Below are 15,400 nucleotides of genomic sequence, written 5' to 3'. Positions count from 1 at the left end.
CGGGGCCACTCACCGCGACCGGGCCGGGACGGTCCGCCGACCCCCGGTTGGCGGTGCTCGCCCGTCGGATCGGACGGGTATCGTCACGCCGACGGATCGACCTTTTCGGTTGTCCGTCGCGTACCCGCCGCCGCCCGCGAGGAGTCGATGATGACCGTCGTGCCGCGCCTGGTGCTCAGCGCACCGTCCTCCGGGCACGGAAAGAACGCGCTGGCGATCGGGCTGCTCGCCGCACTGGCCGAGCGGGGTGTCGACGTCGCCGGGTTCAAGCTCGGCCCGGACCATGTCGACGCCGCGTACCTCGGTCTCGCCGCCGGTCGGCCCGGTCGGGTGATCGATCCCCGGCTGGTCGGCGTCGACCGGCTCGCCCCGCTCGTCGCACACGGCGCCGCGGGCGCCGCGCTCGCCGTGGTGCAGGGCAGCATGGGCCTGTACGACTCCGTCGGTGGCCGCCCGGAGCAGGAGTCCACGGCCGCCGCGGCCACCGCGCTGCGCAGTCCGGTGGTGCTGGTGGTCGACGTGGCCGCGATGGGCCAGTCGGTGGCCGCCCTGGTGCACGGTTTCCGCTCGTACGACGAGCAGTTGTGGCTGGGCGGGGTGATCCTCAACCGGGTGGCGTCGTCGCGGCACGAGGCGATGCTGCGGGAGGCGCTGGACGACGTCGGCGTGCCGGTCTACGGCGCGTTGCGTCGCCAGGACCTGCCGGCCGTGCTGCCGTCACGCCGGCACGGGGTGGCGCCGGTGGTCGACTCCTCGGCCGACGCGGGCCGTGCGGTGCGCCGGCTGGGCGAGGCGGTCGCCGCCACTGTCGACCTGGAGCGGCTGCTCGGCCTGGCCCGTTCCGCCCCGCCGCTGCCGGCGGCGGCGTGGTCGCCGCAGGAGGCGCTCGGTGAGCTGGTCGTCCCGGCGCAGCGTCCGCTGGTGGCGCTGGCCGGCGGGCCGGGTGGCAGCTTCAGCCACCCGGAGACCGCGGAGCTGCTGACCGCCGCCGGCGCCGAGGTGGTCACTGTCGATCCGCTGCGCGACGAGGCGCTGCCGGTGGGCACCCGCGCGCTTGTCGTCGGGGGTGCGCTGCCCGAGTCGTACGCCGAGCAGTTGTCGGCCAACCGGCGGCTCTGCATCGCGGTGGCTGAGCTGGCCCGCACCGGGCGGCCGGTGGTCGCCGAGGGCGCCGGCCTGCTGTGGCTGGCCCGGGAGCTGGACGGACTGCCGATGTGCGGCGTGCTGGATGCGGTGGGCGTGAGCCGCGACGGCCTCGTGGTGGGCTACCGGGAGGCGACCGCCCAGACCGACAGCGTGGTCGCCGCGAGCGGCACTGTTGTCGTCGGGCACAAGGAGCACCGGGCGGTCCTCACCCCGCGCGCCGGTCAGCGGCCGGCCTGGAGCTGGGACGGCGGCACGCCGGAGGGTTTCGTGTGGCGCAACGTGCACGCCTCGCAGCTCACCCTGCACTGGGCGGGGCACCCGGCGACCGCCGCCCGGGTGGTTGCGGCGGCCAGCGAGCCGGCTGTCGAGGCGGTGCCCGCGCAGACTCCCGTGGTGCCCGCGTGATCGGTGAGTTGGCGGTCCGCCGGTTTCCGGCGTTGACCGTGTCCACCCCGCGCACCGAGGTGCGTCGGCTCACGGCGGCGGACGCGTCGGCGGCCGGGGAGATCTTCGCCGACAAGCTGACCCGCAGGTGGCTGCCGCTTGCCGACGACTCCGGCCCGATCGACGGGCACGCCTGGTGCACGGATCTGGCCCGGCAGCGACGCGACAGCGGCGAGGGCGACCACTACGCGGTGGTCCGCCGGGAGGACGACCAGGTGGTCGGCTCCCTCTGGACGCGGCGCACCGACTGGGGCGCCCGGCTCACCGAGATCTCCTATGCGATGGCCCCCCACGCGCGGGGCTTCGGCCTGGCCGCCGAGGCGGTGGACGCGGTGGCCATCGCGTTGATCCTGGAGCACGGCTTCCAGCGGGTCGAGCTGCGGGTGGCGCCGGGAAACCTGGCGTCCCGCCGGGTCGCCGAGAAGGCCGGCTTCAGCTACGAGGGGCTGCTGCGCAACGCCGGTTTCGTCGGCGGTGGACGGGTCGACCTCGAACTGTGGTCGTTCGTGGCGGCGGATCTGCGCTGATCCGCGTCGTCATCCGACGATGGCGTCCGACGGTGGCGTGAACTGTCGGGTCGGTGTGCCCTTCAGGCCGTCGCGCAGTGTCTCGGCCACCGCCGCGATCGGGATCTGGGACTGCCCGTCACCGACGGCGTTGAACGGGTTGTCCGGGTCGGAGATGAAGCTCGCCGCGGCCAGCTCCGGGGTGTAGCCGACGAACCAGGCGGACCGGGTGCTGTCGGTGGTGCCGGTCTTGCCGGCGACCGGGCGGCCGACCGTGCCCCGGACGCTGTCGGCGGTTGACCAGCCGCCGCAGCCGCCGCGTGCCGGAGTGTCCCCGGTCGGGCAGCGGGCGGCGTCGGTGGCCGCCCTCGCCGCGTCGGCGCTGACCACCTGCCGGCAGCGCGGCTTGGCGACCTCGCGGTGCAGACCGCCCGGGGTGGCGTACGTGGCCGGGGTGCCGTCCCGGTTCATGATCGCCTGTACCGGGATCGCCTCGCAGTAGCGGCCGTCGGCCGCCACTGCGGCGTAGGCGTTCGCCATCTCCAGCGGTGTGGCGTCGGAGACGCCCAGGGTGAACGCGCCCCACTTCTTGGCCTTGCCCGGGGACGCCTGTTCCCGGTCGACGTCGGTGCGCCAGCGCAGCCCGAGCTGTTCGGCCAGCCGGACCGCCCGGTCTGCGCCGACCTTTTCCTCCAGCCACACGAAGTACGTGTTGACGGACTTGCCGAAGCCGGACCACATGGTCTGCTGTCCGGTCATCGCGCCGCTGGCGTTGGAGGGCGCCCAGCCGTCGTAGACCGACGACTTGTAGCGGTACGGGGCGTTGAACGAGGTGGACAGCGTCATCCCCGAGTCCAGCGCGGCCAGCATCGGGAACATCTTGAACGTCGACCCGGCCTGGTAGCCCGGCAGGTCGCCGCCGCCGAGCAGCGGCGCCACGGTGTTCGGATAGTTGGCCTTCACCTTGGGTCCGGCCTCGGGGTTGGAGCTGGGTGGGTTGTCGGCCAGGTCCAGGGAGTAGTTCCGGTTCACCGCCATCGCCTTCACGCGCCCGGTCCCCGGCTCGGAGACCACGATCCCGTTGGCGAACGGGCTGCCGGTGCCCTCCTTGGCGCCGACGTTCTTCTCGGCCGCCTCCTGGATCTTGGGGTCGAGGCTGAGCACGATGCGGTAGCCGCCCCGACGCAGCTTGTCCATCCGTTCCAGCCGGTTGGCCCCGAACGCGGGCTGCGAGCTCCACCAGTTCTTCAGGTAGTCGCAGGCGAAGCCCCAGCTCCGGTACTTCTCGATGAGCGAGGCGCAGTCACTCGGCGGGGTGGTGAGCTTCAGCCGGATCGGCTCGGTCTTCGCGGCGGCGGCCGAGTCGGGGGAGAGGTAGCCGAGCTGACTCATCCGGTCCAGTACGTAGTTGCGCCGCCCGGTGGCGTCCTTCTGGTCGGTGTCGGCCGGGTCGTACTCGGAGGGGGACTTGACCAGCCCGGCGAGGGTGGCCGCCTCGACCGGGGTGAGGTCCTTCGGGGTCTTGGAGAAGAAGATCTCGCTGGCGGCGTAGATGCCGTACGCCCGGTGGCCGAAGTACGCGGAGTTCAGGTAGCGCTCGAGGATCTGCTCCTTGCTCATCTCCTTCTCCAGGTCCAGCGCCATGCGCATCTCCTTGACCTTGCGCAGGCTGGTCTGCTGGGTGGCCTCCTGGACCTCCTTGGGGGTGGTCGCGCTGTCCCGCAGGGCCATCCGGACGTACTGCATGGTCAGCGTCGAGGCGCCCTGGGAGCCGCCGGAGCGGGCGTTGGACACGAAGGCGCGGGCGACGCCCTTCGGGTCGACGCCGTGGTGCTGGTAGAAGCGGTTGTCCTCGGCGGCGACGATCGCCTGCTGGATGTTCGGCGACATGTCCGACAGCTTCGTGTACTGCCGGTACTCCTCGTAGAACATGGTCAGCACGGTCTTGCCGTCCGGGGCGTAGAGGTAGGAGGTCTCGGCGGGCAGGGCGGTGGTCAGCAGTCTGGTCTTCTGCTCCGTGGCGTGCGCGGTGGCCTTCGCGCCGAGCCCGGTGAAGGCGACCACCGGGTACGCGACGGCGGCGATCACGATGCCGGCGATGAGCCCGGCGCGGAGAAGAGGGACGAGTCGACCAGCGGCAGCAAGGGGTCGGGTGCTCACGTGGCCAAGTTATGACATTTCCGATTCGTACATGAGAAGAACTCATAAACCCGTGAGGTGGTGACATGGCTTACGCCGACAGTGACTGTCCCGCCGGCCACCTTCCCGGCAGGATCGCGGACATGCGTGATCAGTTCGAGGCCGTCGCCCCGCCCACCGGGGCCGAGCCGGACCTCGCGCACCACGGGGACGCCGAGGTGGGCGCCGGTCTGATCGACCTCGCCGTCAACGTCCGCCAGGCGCCGCCGCCGGCCTGGCTGGCTGATCCGATCGCCGCCACCCTCACCGACCTGGCCCGCTACCCCGACCCGGCGCCGGCCCGCGCCGCCGTCGCCGCCCGGCACCGGCGTCACCCGGACGAGGTACTGCTCACCGCCGGCGCCGCCGAGGGCTTCGTGCTGATCGCCCAGGCGTTGCGGGGCATTCGCCGACCCGTGGTGGTGCACCCGCAGTTCACCGAGCCGGAGGCGGCGCTACGGGCCGCCGGTCATCCGGTCGAGCGGGTGTTGCTGGACCCGGCCGACGGGTTCCAGCTCGATCCGTCAGTGGTGCCCGACGACGCCGACCTGGTGATGATCGGTAACCCGACGAATCCCACCTCGGTGCTGCACCCCGCGCGGACGGTGGCCGCGCTGGCCCGCCCGGGTCGGGTGCTGGTGGTCGACGAGGCGTTCGCGGACACCACCGGCGGTGCGCACTCCGGCGAGCCGGAGTCGCTGGCCCAGCGGCGGGATCTGCCCGGCCTGCTCGTCCTGCGCAGCCTCACCAAGACGTGGGGCCTGGCCGGCCTGCGGATCGGCTACCTGCTCGGCGCCCCGGAGTTGCTGGCCCGCCTGGCCGCCGTGCAGCCGCTGTGGGCCGTCTCCACGCCCGCGCTGGCCGCCGCCGAGGCCTGCGCCACCGCAGTCGCGGTCGAGGCCGAACGCGCGATCGCCGCCGACCTCGCCGCCGACCGCGACCACCTGGTCGCGCGCCTGGCCGACCTGCCCGGCGTACGCGTCGCGGGGCGTCCGGCCAGCGCGTTCGTCCTGCTGCACCTGCCCGACGCGAACCGGGTCCGGGAGGGCCTGCGCGATCGGGGCTGGGCGGTACGCCGGGGCGACACCTTCCCCGGGCTCGGCCCGGACTGGCTGCGCGTCGCGGTACGCGACCGAAACACCACCGACGCGTTCATCGAGGTGCTGCGCGAGACCATGGAGGCATGATGCTGGAGACCACGATTTCGGCCATCCGGCCACTCGACGAGGCGGCGATGGCCGCCGCCCGCGAGCTGCACGGCCGGCTGACCAAGCCGGCGGGCTCGCTGGGCCTGCTGGAGGATCTGTCGGTACGCCTCGCCGGGCTGGCCGGGGTCTGCCCACCGCCGGTGCCCGAGCCGGCGGCCGTGGCGATCTTCGCGGGCGACCACGGGGTGCACGCCCAGGGGGTCAGCCCGTGGCCGCAGGAGGTCACCGCGCAGATGATCGGCAACTTCCTGGCCGGCGGCGCGGTCGTCAACGCGTTCGCCCGCCAGGCCGGCGCCTCGGTCACGGTTGTCGACGTCGGGGTGGCCAACCCGCTGCCCGTCCCCGAGGCTTCCGGGCCGGTCGACGCGTCCGCGCCCCGACTGGTCGCCGCCTCCGTGCGCCGGGGCACCCGGGATCTCACGGTGACCGCCGCGCTCACCCGGGACGAGGCGTTGGCCGCGGTGTCGACAGGCATCCGGATCGCCGACGAGCTGATCGACGCCGGGGCGGGCATCCTGCTCACCGGGGACATGGGCATCGGCAACACCACCCCGGCCGCCGCGCTGATCGCCGCGTTCACCGGCGTCGACGCGCTCGACTCCACCGGCCGGGGCACCGGGATCGACGACCCGACGTACGCCCACAAGGTTGCAGTCGTGCGGGCCGCGCTGGCCCGGCACACGCCCGATCCGGCCGACCCCCTGGGCGTGCTCGCCGCCGTCGGTGGCCTTGAGCACGCCGCGCTGGCCGGGCTGATCCTGGGCGCCGCGGCCCGCCGTACGCCGGTCCTGCTGGATGGTGTGATCGCGGTGTCGGCGGCGCTCGCCGCCGCCGCGTTCGCACCGGACGCGGTCGGGGCCATGGTCGCCGGGCACCGCTCGGCCGAGCCGGGCGCGACTGTGGCACTGCGCCACCTCGGCCTCGACCCGCTGATCGACCTGGGACTGCGCCTCGGCGAGGGCACCGGCGCGCTGCTGGCGCTGCCCGTGGTCACCGGGGCGGTCCGCGTGCTGCACGACGTGGCCACCTTCGACTCCGCCGGGGTGGCCGAGAAGTGACCACGTTCGGCGGTCGGTCGGGTGGCGCCGGATGAGCGCCAGCCCGTACCCCCTTGGTCTGCGGCTCGACGGCCGGCGGGTGGTCGTGGTGGGCGGCGGCGCGGTCGCCACCCGGCGGGTGCCGGCGCTGCTGGATGCCGGCGCGGACGTCCTGCTGGTGGCCCCGGAGCTGACCCCGGCGCTGCGGGCCCGGGTGGACGCGGGCCGGCTGCACTGGGTGCCGCGCCGGTTCGTGCCCGAGGACCTGGACGGGGCCTGGCTGGTCCAGGTGGCCATCGACGATCCGATGGCGGCGGCTGCGGTGAGCGCCGTCGCCGCCGAGCGGCGGATCTTCTGCGTCCGGGCTGACGACCGGACCGCCGCCACAGCCTGGACGCCGGCGGTGACCCGACACGGCCCGGTCACCGTGGCGGTGCTCGGTGGCGGAGACCCCCGCCGCGCGATGACCGTCCGCGATGCCATCCGCGACCTGCTCGCCGTGCGCGACACCGCGCCCACCCGGGCCCGCCCCGACGTCGAGGCCACTACCGGTGCGACAGCCGGGCGGGTGGCGCTGGTCGGGGCGGGGCCGGGAGACCCGGAGCTGATCACCGTACGGGGCTGGCGGTTGCTCACCGAGGCCGACGTGGTGGTCGCCGACCGGTTGGTGCCCGGTCTGCTCCTGGACGAACTCCGCGCCGACGTCGAGCTGGTGGACGCCTCGAAGATCCCCTACGGCCCGTCCCGGGCCCAGGAGGAGATCAACCGGATCCTGGTCGACCGTGCCCTGGCCGGCGCGGTGGTGGTCCGGCTCAAGGGCGGCGACCCGTACGTCTTCGGCCGCGGCGGCGAGGAGTTGCTCGCGTGTGCGGAGGCCGGCGTGCCGGTCACCGTCGTTCCGGGAGTGACCAGCTCGATCGCTGCGCCCGCGGCGGCCGGGATCCCGGTCACCCATCGGGGGGTGGCGCACGAGTTCACCGTCGTCTCCGGGCACGTGGCACCCGACTCGCCGGCCTCGCTGGTGCGCTGGGACGCCCTCGCGGGCCTGCGCGGCACCCTGGTGATCCTGATGGGGCTGAAGAACCTGGCCGCCATCACGGCCACCCTGATCGCGCACGGCCGGCCGCCGCAGACACCGGCCGCCGTCGTCCAGGAGGGCACGACGGGCGCCCAGCGCGTGCTCCGCGCGACCCTCGCGACGGTCGCCGCCGACACGCTGGCGGCCGACCTCCGTCCGCCGGCCGTCGTGGTGGTCGGCGACGTGGTGGGTGCCCTCGACCGGTGACCGGCAGCACGCTCCACGCAGGTGCTTCGCGGCCCTGGTAGAGCGGCGCGCAGCGGGCCCTTCGGATGCTGCGGGCGGCAGGGACCGACTGGTCCCCGCGCGTCCTTTGCTCTGCTTCAACCGAGGAAACACGGAGAAGGCGTTTGTGTTGCCTGGAGTGAAGCAGAGCAAAGGACGCGCAGGGGGTGGCGGGCGCGAGGGTGGTGACGGCGGCGCTCGGGTGACCGGCGCCGTCGACGCGGTCAGACCGTGGCGCGGCACCGGCCACTACGACGACGGGCCGGAGCAGCGCTGCTCCGGCCCGTCGTCGTAGTGAAGAACAGTTACTGCTTGAGCATGTTGTCCAGCAGCAGGGCGCAGCGGATCAGCCCGAGGTGGCTGTACGCCTGCGGGTGGTTGCCCAGACCGCGCTCGGCGAGCGGGTCGTACTGCTCGGGGAGCAGGCCGGTCGGGCCGGCGGTGAGCACCATCTGCGCGAACAGTTCCTCGGCGTCGGTGCGGCGGCCGGTGCGCAGATACGCCTCGATCAGCCACGCCGTGCAGATGTGGAAACCGCCCTCACGCCCGGGCAGGCCGTCGTCCCAGTGGTAGCGGTAGACGACCGGGCCGCTGCGCAGGTCCGCCTCGATCTTCAGGACGGTGGACAGGAAGCGCGGGTCGTCACCCGGGAGCAGGCCGGAGAGGCCGATCCAGAGCGACGAGGCGTCCATGTCCTCGTCCCCGTACGCGACGCTGTACGCCTCGACGTCGTCGTGCCAGCCGTGCTCCAGCACGTTGGCGCCGATCCGGTCGCGCAGGTCCTTCCACTCCGGCCGGTCCTCGCCGCCGTGCTGGCGCATCACGTGCAGCGCCCGGTCGACTGTCATCCAGCACATCACCTTGGAGAAGACGTGGTGCCGGGGTGGCAGCCGCGCCTCCCAGATGCCGTGGTCGGGCTCGTGCCAACGGCGGCGGACCGCCTCGACCATGTTCTCCAGGACCCGCCACTCGTCGTCGCGGACCGAGCCGCGCGCGTCGGCGACCGCCGCGATCAGGTCGGCGATCGGGCCGAACACGTCGAGTTGGAGCTGGTGGTTGGCGAGGTTGCCGACCCGGACCGGCCGGGAGCCGGCGTACCCGGGCAGCGTGTCGATGACCGCCTCGGCGCCCAGCTCGTAACCGTCGATGGTGTAGAGCGGGTGCAGCCGCTCCGGGTGACCGCCGGTGCGCTCGATGCAGCCGTCGACCCAGCGCAGGAACGCCTCGGCCTCGTCGATGGACCCGAGGTCGACAAGCGCGCGGGCGGTCAGCGCTGCGTCGCGCAGCCAGCAGTAGCGGTAGTCCCAGTTGCGGACGCCGCCCAGCTCCTCGGGGAGAGAGGTGGTCGCCGCGGCCAGGATCGAGCCGGTCGTCTCGTGGCAGAGGCCGCGCAGGGTGAGCGCGCTGCGGGCCACCAGGTCGCGGGAGGTGGACGGCAGCCGCAGCGAGGCCACCCAGTCCTTCCACGGCTGCTCGGCCGCGGCCTGCCGCTCGTGGATCGGCACCCGGTGGTGCTCCAGGCTGTGCGTGCCGAAGCGCAGCTCCAACACGACCTGCCCGCCGGCGGCCGACAGGTCGACGGTCGCCTTGGCGGTCTCGTATCCGCCGTCGTTGTTGACCTGCCACTCGACCCCGGGGGAGTAGAGGGCGACCGGCTCGTTGGAGCCGAGCACCAGCAGGCCGTCGCCGAGCGGCTGCAACTGCACGGCGACCTGACCGAACTCGGGGCGCGGGGCGAACTCCACCCGGACCCGACCGCTGCCGGTGAGCACCCGGACCAGGGTCGAGTCGCCGGTGACCACCGCCGGGCCGTCGGGGGTCGTCTCGCGGGCCGGCTTGTCCAGCCAGTCGGTGACGGTGAGCCCCGACCACCGGGTCTCGACGGTCATCGTGCCCGAGCGGTAGCGCTGGCCCAGCGGGATGCCTCCACGCTCCGGGGCGACGCTGAAGTGGCCGGCGGGGCTGCCGCCGACCAGGTCGGCGAAGATCGCCGCCGAGTCCGGCTTGGGGTGGCAGAGCCAGCTGACCTTCGCCTCGGGCGTGAGCAGCGCGACCGTACGACCGTTGGCGAGCATGGAGTGCCGCTCGATAGGCACCGCCCGCTCGCCGAAGAGCCAGTGGCGGCGGGTCTCCAGCAGCAGCCCGAGCGCGCGGGCGGCCTCGATGGGCTCGGCCACCCGGAAGCCGGCCTTGGTCTCGCCGGGGCCGATCTTGATGCCCAGGTCCGGCCCGTGCAGGTTGCCGAAGGCGTTCTCGTCGGTGACGTCGTCGCCGATGAAGAGCACCGCGCTGGCCGAGAGCTGGGTCCGGAGCTGGTCGACTGCGGTGCCCTTGTGGGTGGCCACCACGGACAGCTCGATGACCTCCTTGCCCTGCGTCACCGTGACGCCGTCGAAGGTGGCCGGGCCGTTGCGGACCGCCTCGATGGCCGCGGCGGCGACCTGCGGGTCGACGCCCCGGGTGTGCACCGCGACGCTGGCCGGCTTGCGTTCCAGCCGGATGCCGGGGTGGTCGGCGGCGATCTCCCGCAGCGCGTTGCGCACCTGCTGACGCACCGCGACCAGCTCGGGGGAGAGGCGCTCGACGAAGCCGATGTCGAACTCGGAGCCGTGACTGCCGACGAGGTGCACCTCGCTGGGCAGCCGGGAGAGCGCGGCCAGGTCCCGTAGGGCCCGGCCGGAGACCACTGCCACGCTCGTCTGCGGCAGCGCGGCGAGCGCGCGGATCGCCGCCACCGACTCGGGCAGCGGTACGGCGGTGCTCGGGTCCTCCACGATCGGCGCGAGCGTGCCGTCGTAGTCGCAGGCGATCAGGAGCTGCGGAACCCGGGCGATCCGGCCGATGGCGGAGCGCAACTCGGGGTCCATCACCCCGGTGGTGATCGCCGCTCCGTCGTTGACGGACGTGTTCACTCGGCCTCCGCCTCGGGAACTCCGAGTTCGGAGAGGAAAGACTTGGCCCAGTGCCCCACGTCGTGGGTACGCAGGTGACGTTGCATTGTCCGCATCCGGCGGCGTGCCTCGGTTTTCTCCACGTGCACGGCCCGGAGCAGGGCGTCCTTGACCGCGTCCGGGTCGTGCGGGTTACACAGGAAAGCCTGGCGCAGCTCCGTTGCGGCGCCAGCGAACTCGCTGAGCACGAGCGCACCGCCCTGGTCGGCGCGTGATGCGACGTACTCCTTGGCTACCAGATTCATACCGTCTCGCAGCGGGGTCACCATCATCACGTCCGCAGCAACGTACATCGCGGCCAGTTCACTGCGACTGTACGACTGATGGAGGTAATGCACGGCCGGCACGCCGACTCGGCCGAATTCGCCATTAATCCGACCAACTTCGCGCTCTACCTTGACCCGTAGTGCCTGGTAGTGCTCGACGCGCTCGCGGCTCGGCGTGGCCACCTGCACCATAACGGCGTCCGGAACTGTCAACTTTCCGTCAGCGAGCAACTCGCGGAAGGCCTTGAGCCGCAACTCGATGCCCTTGGTGTAATCCAGCCGGTCCACGCCCAGGATGATCGTCTTCGGGTCGCCCAGCTCGGCGCGGATCTGCTTGGCCCGCGCCTGGATCGCCGGGTCGGCGGCCATCCGTTCCATCTCCTGCGTGTCGATGGAGATCGGGAAGGCGCCGGCCTTCACCTGCCGACCGTCGACCTGGATCATCTGCCCCTCGTAGCGTAGCCCGAGCAGGTGCCGGGCCAGCCGAACGAAGTTCTGCGCGGCCAGCCGCTGCTGGAAACCCACCAGATCCGCGCCGAGCAGACCCCGCAGGATCTCGGTGCGGAACGGCATCTGCATGAACAACTCGATCGGCGGGAACGGGATGTGCAGGAAGAAACCGATCCGCAGGTCCGGACGCAGCTCGCGGAGCATCGCCGGGACCAGCTGAAGCTGGTAGTCCTGCACCCAGACCGTCGCGCCCTCGGCCGCCACGTCCGCGGCGGCCTCCGCGAACCGGGCGTTGACCAGGCGGTACGCCTCCCGCCAGCGCCGCTTGTACGCGGGCGTCTCCACCGCGTCGTGGTAGAGCGGCCAGATCGTCGCGTTCGACTGGCCCTCGTAGTAGCGCTCCAACTCCTCGGCGCTGAGCGGGACCGGGTGCAGCCGGATGCCCTCCAGGTCGAACGGCTCGGGGGCGGCGCCGGTGCCGCCGGCCCAGCCGACCCAGGTGCCCTGGTGTTCGGCGAGCACGGGATGCAGCGCGGTGACCAGCCCGCCGGGGCTGCGTCGCCACTGCCGTCCCTCGGGTGTGCTCACCTCGTCGACCGGCAGACGGTTCGCCACTACGACAAAGGAGCTACGGACGGTCACGATCGGCCACCTCCGGGTGCTGACGGGTCCACCGCGATGAGCGTACTGAGCGTAGCTGCGGCGTCTTGTGCCCCGTGCCGGAGTCTCCTACCCGCCTCGCCAGCGCCGAATCCTAACGGTGATCTTGTCGACAGCCGCCGCCGTCGTACTCCTCGGGCGGGGTGATGTGGGCGAAGCGCGCCGTACCTGTCAGGATTGACGATGGCGTGCGCGCGGCCGGCTCCCGGCCGGCGGCGGCGGGTGCAGGTCCCAGCCCGCGCCGCGCCGCCGACTCAGGCGACAGCAAACCGACGGAGGTAGCCCGCACCGTGGCCCAGTACATCTACGTCCTGGAAAAGGCGCGCAAGGCGCACGGCGACAAGGTCGTGCTCGACAACGTGACGCTGAGCTTCCTGCCGGGCGCCAAGATCGGTGTGGTCGGCCCGAACGGCGCCGGTAAGTCCAGCCTCCTCAAGATCATGGCAGGGCTGGACAAGCCGAGCAACGGCGAGGCCCGGCTGATGCCCGGCTACACCGTCGGCATGCTCGCCCAGGAACCCCCGCTCAACGACGCCAAGACCGTCCTCGGCAACGTCGAGGAGGCGGTCGCCGAGACCAAGGCCAAGCTGGAGCGGTTCAACAAGATCGCCGAGCAGATGGCTACCGACTACTCCGACGAGCTGATGGAGGAGATGGGCCGGCTCCAGGAGGAGCTGGACCACGCCGACGCGTGGGACATCGACTCCAAGCTCGAACTCGCCATGGACGCCCTGCGCTGCCCGCCGCCGGACGCCGACGTGACCCAGCTCTCCGGTGGCGAGCGCCGCCGCGTCGCGCTCTGCAAGCTGCTGCTGGAGGCGCCCGACCTGCTGCTGCTCGACGAGCCCACCAACCACCTGGACGCGGAGAGCGTCTCCTGGCTGGAGCAGCACCTGGCCAAGTACGCCGGCACCGTCATGGCGATCACCCACGACCGGTACTTCCTGGACAAGGTCGCCGGTTGGATCCTGGAGCTGGACCGCGGCCGGGCCATCGGGTACGAGGGCAACTACTCCACCTACCTGGAGAAGAAGGCCGCCCGGCTCGCCGTCGAGGGTCGCCGCGACGCCAAGATGAAGAAGCGCCTCACCGAGGAACTGGAGTGGGTCCGCTCCAACGCCAAGGCCCGCCAGACCAAGTCCAAGGCTCGCCTGGACCGGTACGACGAGATGGCCACCGAGGCGGAGAAGACCCGCAAGCTGGACTTCGAGGAGATCCAGATCCCGCCGGGCCCGCGCCTGGGCAGCACGGTCATCGAGGCGAACGGCCTCAGCAAGGGCTTCGGCGACCGGCTGCTGATCGACAACCTGTCGTTCTCGCTGCCCCGCAACGGCATCGTCGGCATCATCGGCCCGAACGGCGTCGGCAAGACCACGCTGTTCAAGACCATCGTCGGGCTCGAGGAGCCGACCGGCGGCGAGGTCCGGGTCGGCCCCACCGTCTCGCTGTCGTACGTCGACCAGAACCGGCAGGGCCTCGACGGCGACAAGACCGTCTGGGAGGTCGTCTCCGACGGGCTGGACTACCTGATGGTGGGCAAGGTCGAGATGCCGTCGCGGGCGTACATCGCCGCGTTCGGCTTCAAGGGCCCGGACCAGCAGAAGCCGACAAAGGTGCTCTCCGGCGGCGAGCGCAACCGGCTCAACCTGGCGCTGACCCTGAAGATCGGCGGCAACGTCATCCTGCTCGACGAGCCGACCAACGACCTGGACGTGGAGACGCTCTCCAGCCTGGAGAACGCCCTGCTGGAGTTCCCCGGCTGCGCCGTGGTCATCTCCCACGACCGGATGTTCCTGGACCGGGTCGCCACGCACATCCTGGCCTGGGAGGGTGACGACCAGGACCCGGCCAAGTGGTTCTGGTTCGAGGGCAACTTCGAGGCGTACGAGAAGAACAAGATCGACCGCCTCGGCGCGGAGGCTGCCCGGCCGCACCGGGTGACCTACCGCAAGCTGACCCGCGACTGATGTCCGACCGGTTCGTCTACCACTGCACGTTGCGCTGGTCCGACCTGGACGCGTACGGCCACGTCAACAACTCGCGTTTCCTCACGCTCTACGAGGAGGCGCGGGTGGCGTTGATGTTCGCCGGCGGCCGGGCCTGGGGAGTGGGCTCGTTCGCCGACGGCGTCGTGATCCGTCGGCACGAGGTCGACTACCTGCGCCCGGTCGACTACGCGCTGGGTCGGGCCACCGCGGAGGCCGCGCCCACCGTCCGCATCGAGCTGTGGGTGGAGGAGATCAAGGCATCGCGGTTCACCGTCGCGTACGAGCTGTACGACGGCGACGTGCTCGCCAGCCGGGCCCGCTCGGTGCTGGTGCCGTTCGACCTGACCCGCCAGGTGCCCCGGCGGATCACCACCGAGGAGCGGGACTTCCTGCTCACGTACGCCCCGCAGGGCGGCGGCGCGTGACTCGGCCGGGCACCGCCGGCCCGGACCGCGTCGCGGCGTCACCGTCCGGGCACGGCCTGACCGGCGTGGCCGACGCGGGTGCGTTCCTGGCCCGGCTGGTCCGGCTGGACCCGACGGCGCCGGTCCGGCTGCGGCCGGCCGGCGCTCCCGGCCGGGTCGCGCTGTTCGCCCGGCTGCCCTGGCAGGTGCTGGTGGCCCGGACGGTCGCCGGAGCGGCCGCCGGTGACGTCACAGTGGGCGCCGCCGACCTGCTGGCCGAACTGGAACGCGGTGGGGCGACGCTGCCGGCCCGCCGCGACGCGCAGTGGCGCTGGCCGCTGCCACCGGTGCGCAGCGAGCCGGTGGAGGTGCTGCCGGCCGTCGAGGTGCGGCGGATCGCCGACGCGGCGGCGGGCACCCTGCGCACCGCGAGCGAGCAGGGGGTGGCGGGCCGCGCGGTGGGTCAGCGCGCGCTTCGCGACGCGCTGCTCGACCACGTGGCCGTCCTGGTCACGCCGGACGATCCGCCGGGCCCCGCCGTCGAGGTGTCGCAGCGGCTCGTGCAGGGGCTGGTCCGGATGGGCTTCCTCGGCGCGGTCGACGAGCCGGCCGGGCCTGGCGGTCGCTCCGAGGTCCAGGTGCGGGTGGCGGGCCGTTGGGTGGGCCTGGTGGGACCATACGGAGCGGCCTGGTTGCAGAAGGCCACCGACCTTGCCGTGACACCCCTCGCTACTCGTCCGAACGGCTGACCCCTGCTCATTCTTCTGGGCCGGTGCGGTCGTTGGGGGGGTGCTTCAACCCGGCTGTCCGGGTACCGTCCATCCTCGGATCCAACGCACCGTAGGCGGCTGGATCCGCT

General features: G+C 72.5%; 11 protein-coding genes. 8 read left to right on the top strand and 3 right to left on the bottom strand.

Annotated features, from left to right (window positions below; translation table 11 throughout):
• Nucleotides 1-150: 150 nt before the first annotated feature.
• Entirely contained in the window at nucleotides 151-1,551 is a 1,401-nt protein-coding gene (locus tag ACLQ27_RS06975; RefSeq protein WP_425865988.1) for a cobyrinate a,c-diamide synthase, read from the top strand.
• On the top strand, nucleotides 1,548-2,117 hold the full coding sequence (locus ACLQ27_RS06970; protein WP_234582132.1) for a GNAT family N-acetyltransferase: 570 nt from the start codon (nucleotides 1,548-1,550) through the stop codon (nucleotides 2,115-2,117). Before ACLQ27_RS06975 ends, ACLQ27_RS06970 begins: the two co-directional genes overlap by 4 nt.
• A 9-nt stretch (nucleotides 2,118-2,126) precedes the next feature.
• Here ACLQ27_RS06970 and ACLQ27_RS06965 read toward each other — a convergent pair whose 3' ends face one another.
• Entirely contained in the window at nucleotides 2,127-4,256 is a 2,130-nt protein-coding gene (locus ACLQ27_RS06965; protein WP_234582133.1) for a transglycosylase domain-containing protein, read from the bottom strand.
• 122 nt (nucleotides 4,257-4,378) lie between these two features.
• Here ACLQ27_RS06965 and cobC point away from each other — a divergent pair, with 122 nt between their 5' ends.
• From cobC to cobA, 3 genes are read left to right on the top strand one after another with little or no spacing between them, the layout of a single operon-like run.
• Nucleotides 4,379-5,461 (top strand): Rv2231c family pyridoxal phosphate-dependent protein CobC, encoded by a 1,083-nt coding sequence (gene cobC, locus ACLQ27_RS06960; RefSeq protein ID WP_357575712.1) that lies wholly within the window; start codon nucleotides 4,379-4,381, stop codon nucleotides 5,459-5,461.
• Entirely contained in the window at nucleotides 5,461-6,540 is a 1,080-nt protein-coding gene (cobT, locus tag ACLQ27_RS06955; RefSeq protein ID WP_357496269.1) for a nicotinate-nucleotide--dimethylbenzimidazole phosphoribosyltransferase, read from the top strand. Before cobC ends, cobT begins: the two co-directional genes overlap by 1 nt.
• Before the next feature lie 31 nt (nucleotides 6,541-6,571).
• Nucleotides 6,572-7,804 (top strand): uroporphyrinogen-III C-methyltransferase, encoded by a 1,233-nt coding sequence (gene cobA, locus ACLQ27_RS06950; protein ID WP_357496174.1) that lies wholly within the window; start codon nucleotides 6,572-6,574, stop codon nucleotides 7,802-7,804.
• Nucleotides 7,805-8,127: 323 nt separating this feature from the next.
• On the opposite strand, the gene otsB is transcribed toward cobA, so the two are convergent.
• Together otsB and ACLQ27_RS06940 are read right to left on the bottom strand one after the other, a co-directional pair.
• Nucleotides 8,128-10,689, bottom strand: a complete 2,562-nt coding sequence (gene otsB, locus ACLQ27_RS06945; RefSeq protein WP_425866795.1) for a trehalose-phosphatase — start codon at nucleotides 10,687-10,689, stop codon at nucleotides 8,128-8,130.
• A 41-nt stretch (nucleotides 10,690-10,730) separates the two neighbouring features.
• Complete coding sequence (locus ACLQ27_RS06940) at nucleotides 10,731-12,131, bottom strand: alpha,alpha-trehalose-phosphate synthase (UDP-forming) (protein ID WP_030488230.1); 1,401 nt, start codon at nucleotides 12,129-12,131, stop codon at nucleotides 10,731-10,733.
• Between the two features lie 308 nt (nucleotides 12,132-12,439).
• On the opposite strand from ACLQ27_RS06940, the gene ettA reads away from it, so the two are divergent.
• From ettA to ACLQ27_RS06925, 3 genes are read left to right on the top strand one after another with little or no spacing between them, the layout of a single operon-like run.
• Nucleotides 12,440-14,116 (top strand): energy-dependent translational throttle protein EttA, encoded by a 1,677-nt coding sequence (ettA, locus tag ACLQ27_RS06935; RefSeq protein ID WP_234582137.1) that lies wholly within the window; start codon nucleotides 12,440-12,442, stop codon nucleotides 14,114-14,116.
• The gene (locus ACLQ27_RS06930) at nucleotides 14,116-14,562 is read left to right on the top strand and encodes an acyl-CoA thioesterase (RefSeq protein ID WP_357496178.1); all 447 of its coding nucleotides are present in this window, start codon (nucleotides 14,116-14,118) and stop codon (nucleotides 14,560-14,562) included. The genes ettA and ACLQ27_RS06930 overlap by 1 nt, the downstream gene beginning before the upstream one ends.
• Nucleotides 14,559-15,290: a hypothetical protein gene (locus tag ACLQ27_RS06925; RefSeq protein ID WP_357575711.1), complete on the top strand. Its 732-nt coding sequence runs from the start codon at nucleotides 14,559-14,561 to the stop codon at nucleotides 15,288-15,290. The genes ACLQ27_RS06930 and ACLQ27_RS06925 overlap by 4 nt, the downstream gene beginning before the upstream one ends.
• The last annotated feature ends 110 nt before the right edge of the window (nucleotides 15,291-15,400 follow it).

Source organism: Micromonospora sp. DT63, from assembly GCF_049841615.1.
Taxonomy (GTDB): Bacteria; Actinomycetota; Actinomycetes; order Mycobacteriales; family Micromonosporaceae; genus Micromonospora.
This window is presented reverse-complemented; position numbering and strand designations above follow the sequence as displayed.

Bases quoted from the DNA above. Each gene is read 5' to 3' on its own strand.
- cobT (WP_357496269.1), top strand. From the start codon at position 5,461: ATGCTGGAGACCACGATTTCGGCCATCCGGCCACTCGACGAGGCGGCG.
- otsB (WP_425866795.1), bottom strand. From the start codon at position 10,689: ATGGACCCCGAGTTGCGCTCCGCCATCGGCCGGATCGCCCGGGTTCCG.
- cobA (WP_357496174.1), top strand. From the start codon at position 6,572: ATGAGCGCCAGCCCGTACCCCCTTGGTCTGCGGCTCGACGGCCGGCGG.
- ACLQ27_RS06975 (WP_425865988.1), top strand. From the start codon at position 151: ATGACCGTCGTGCCGCGCCTGGTGCTCAGCGCACCGTCCTCCGGGCAC.
- ACLQ27_RS06930 (WP_357496178.1), top strand. From the start codon at position 14,116: ATGTCCGACCGGTTCGTCTACCACTGCACGTTGCGCTGGTCCGACCTG.
- cobC (WP_357575712.1), top strand. From the start codon at position 4,379: ATGCGTGATCAGTTCGAGGCCGTCGCCCCGCCCACCGGGGCCGAGCCG.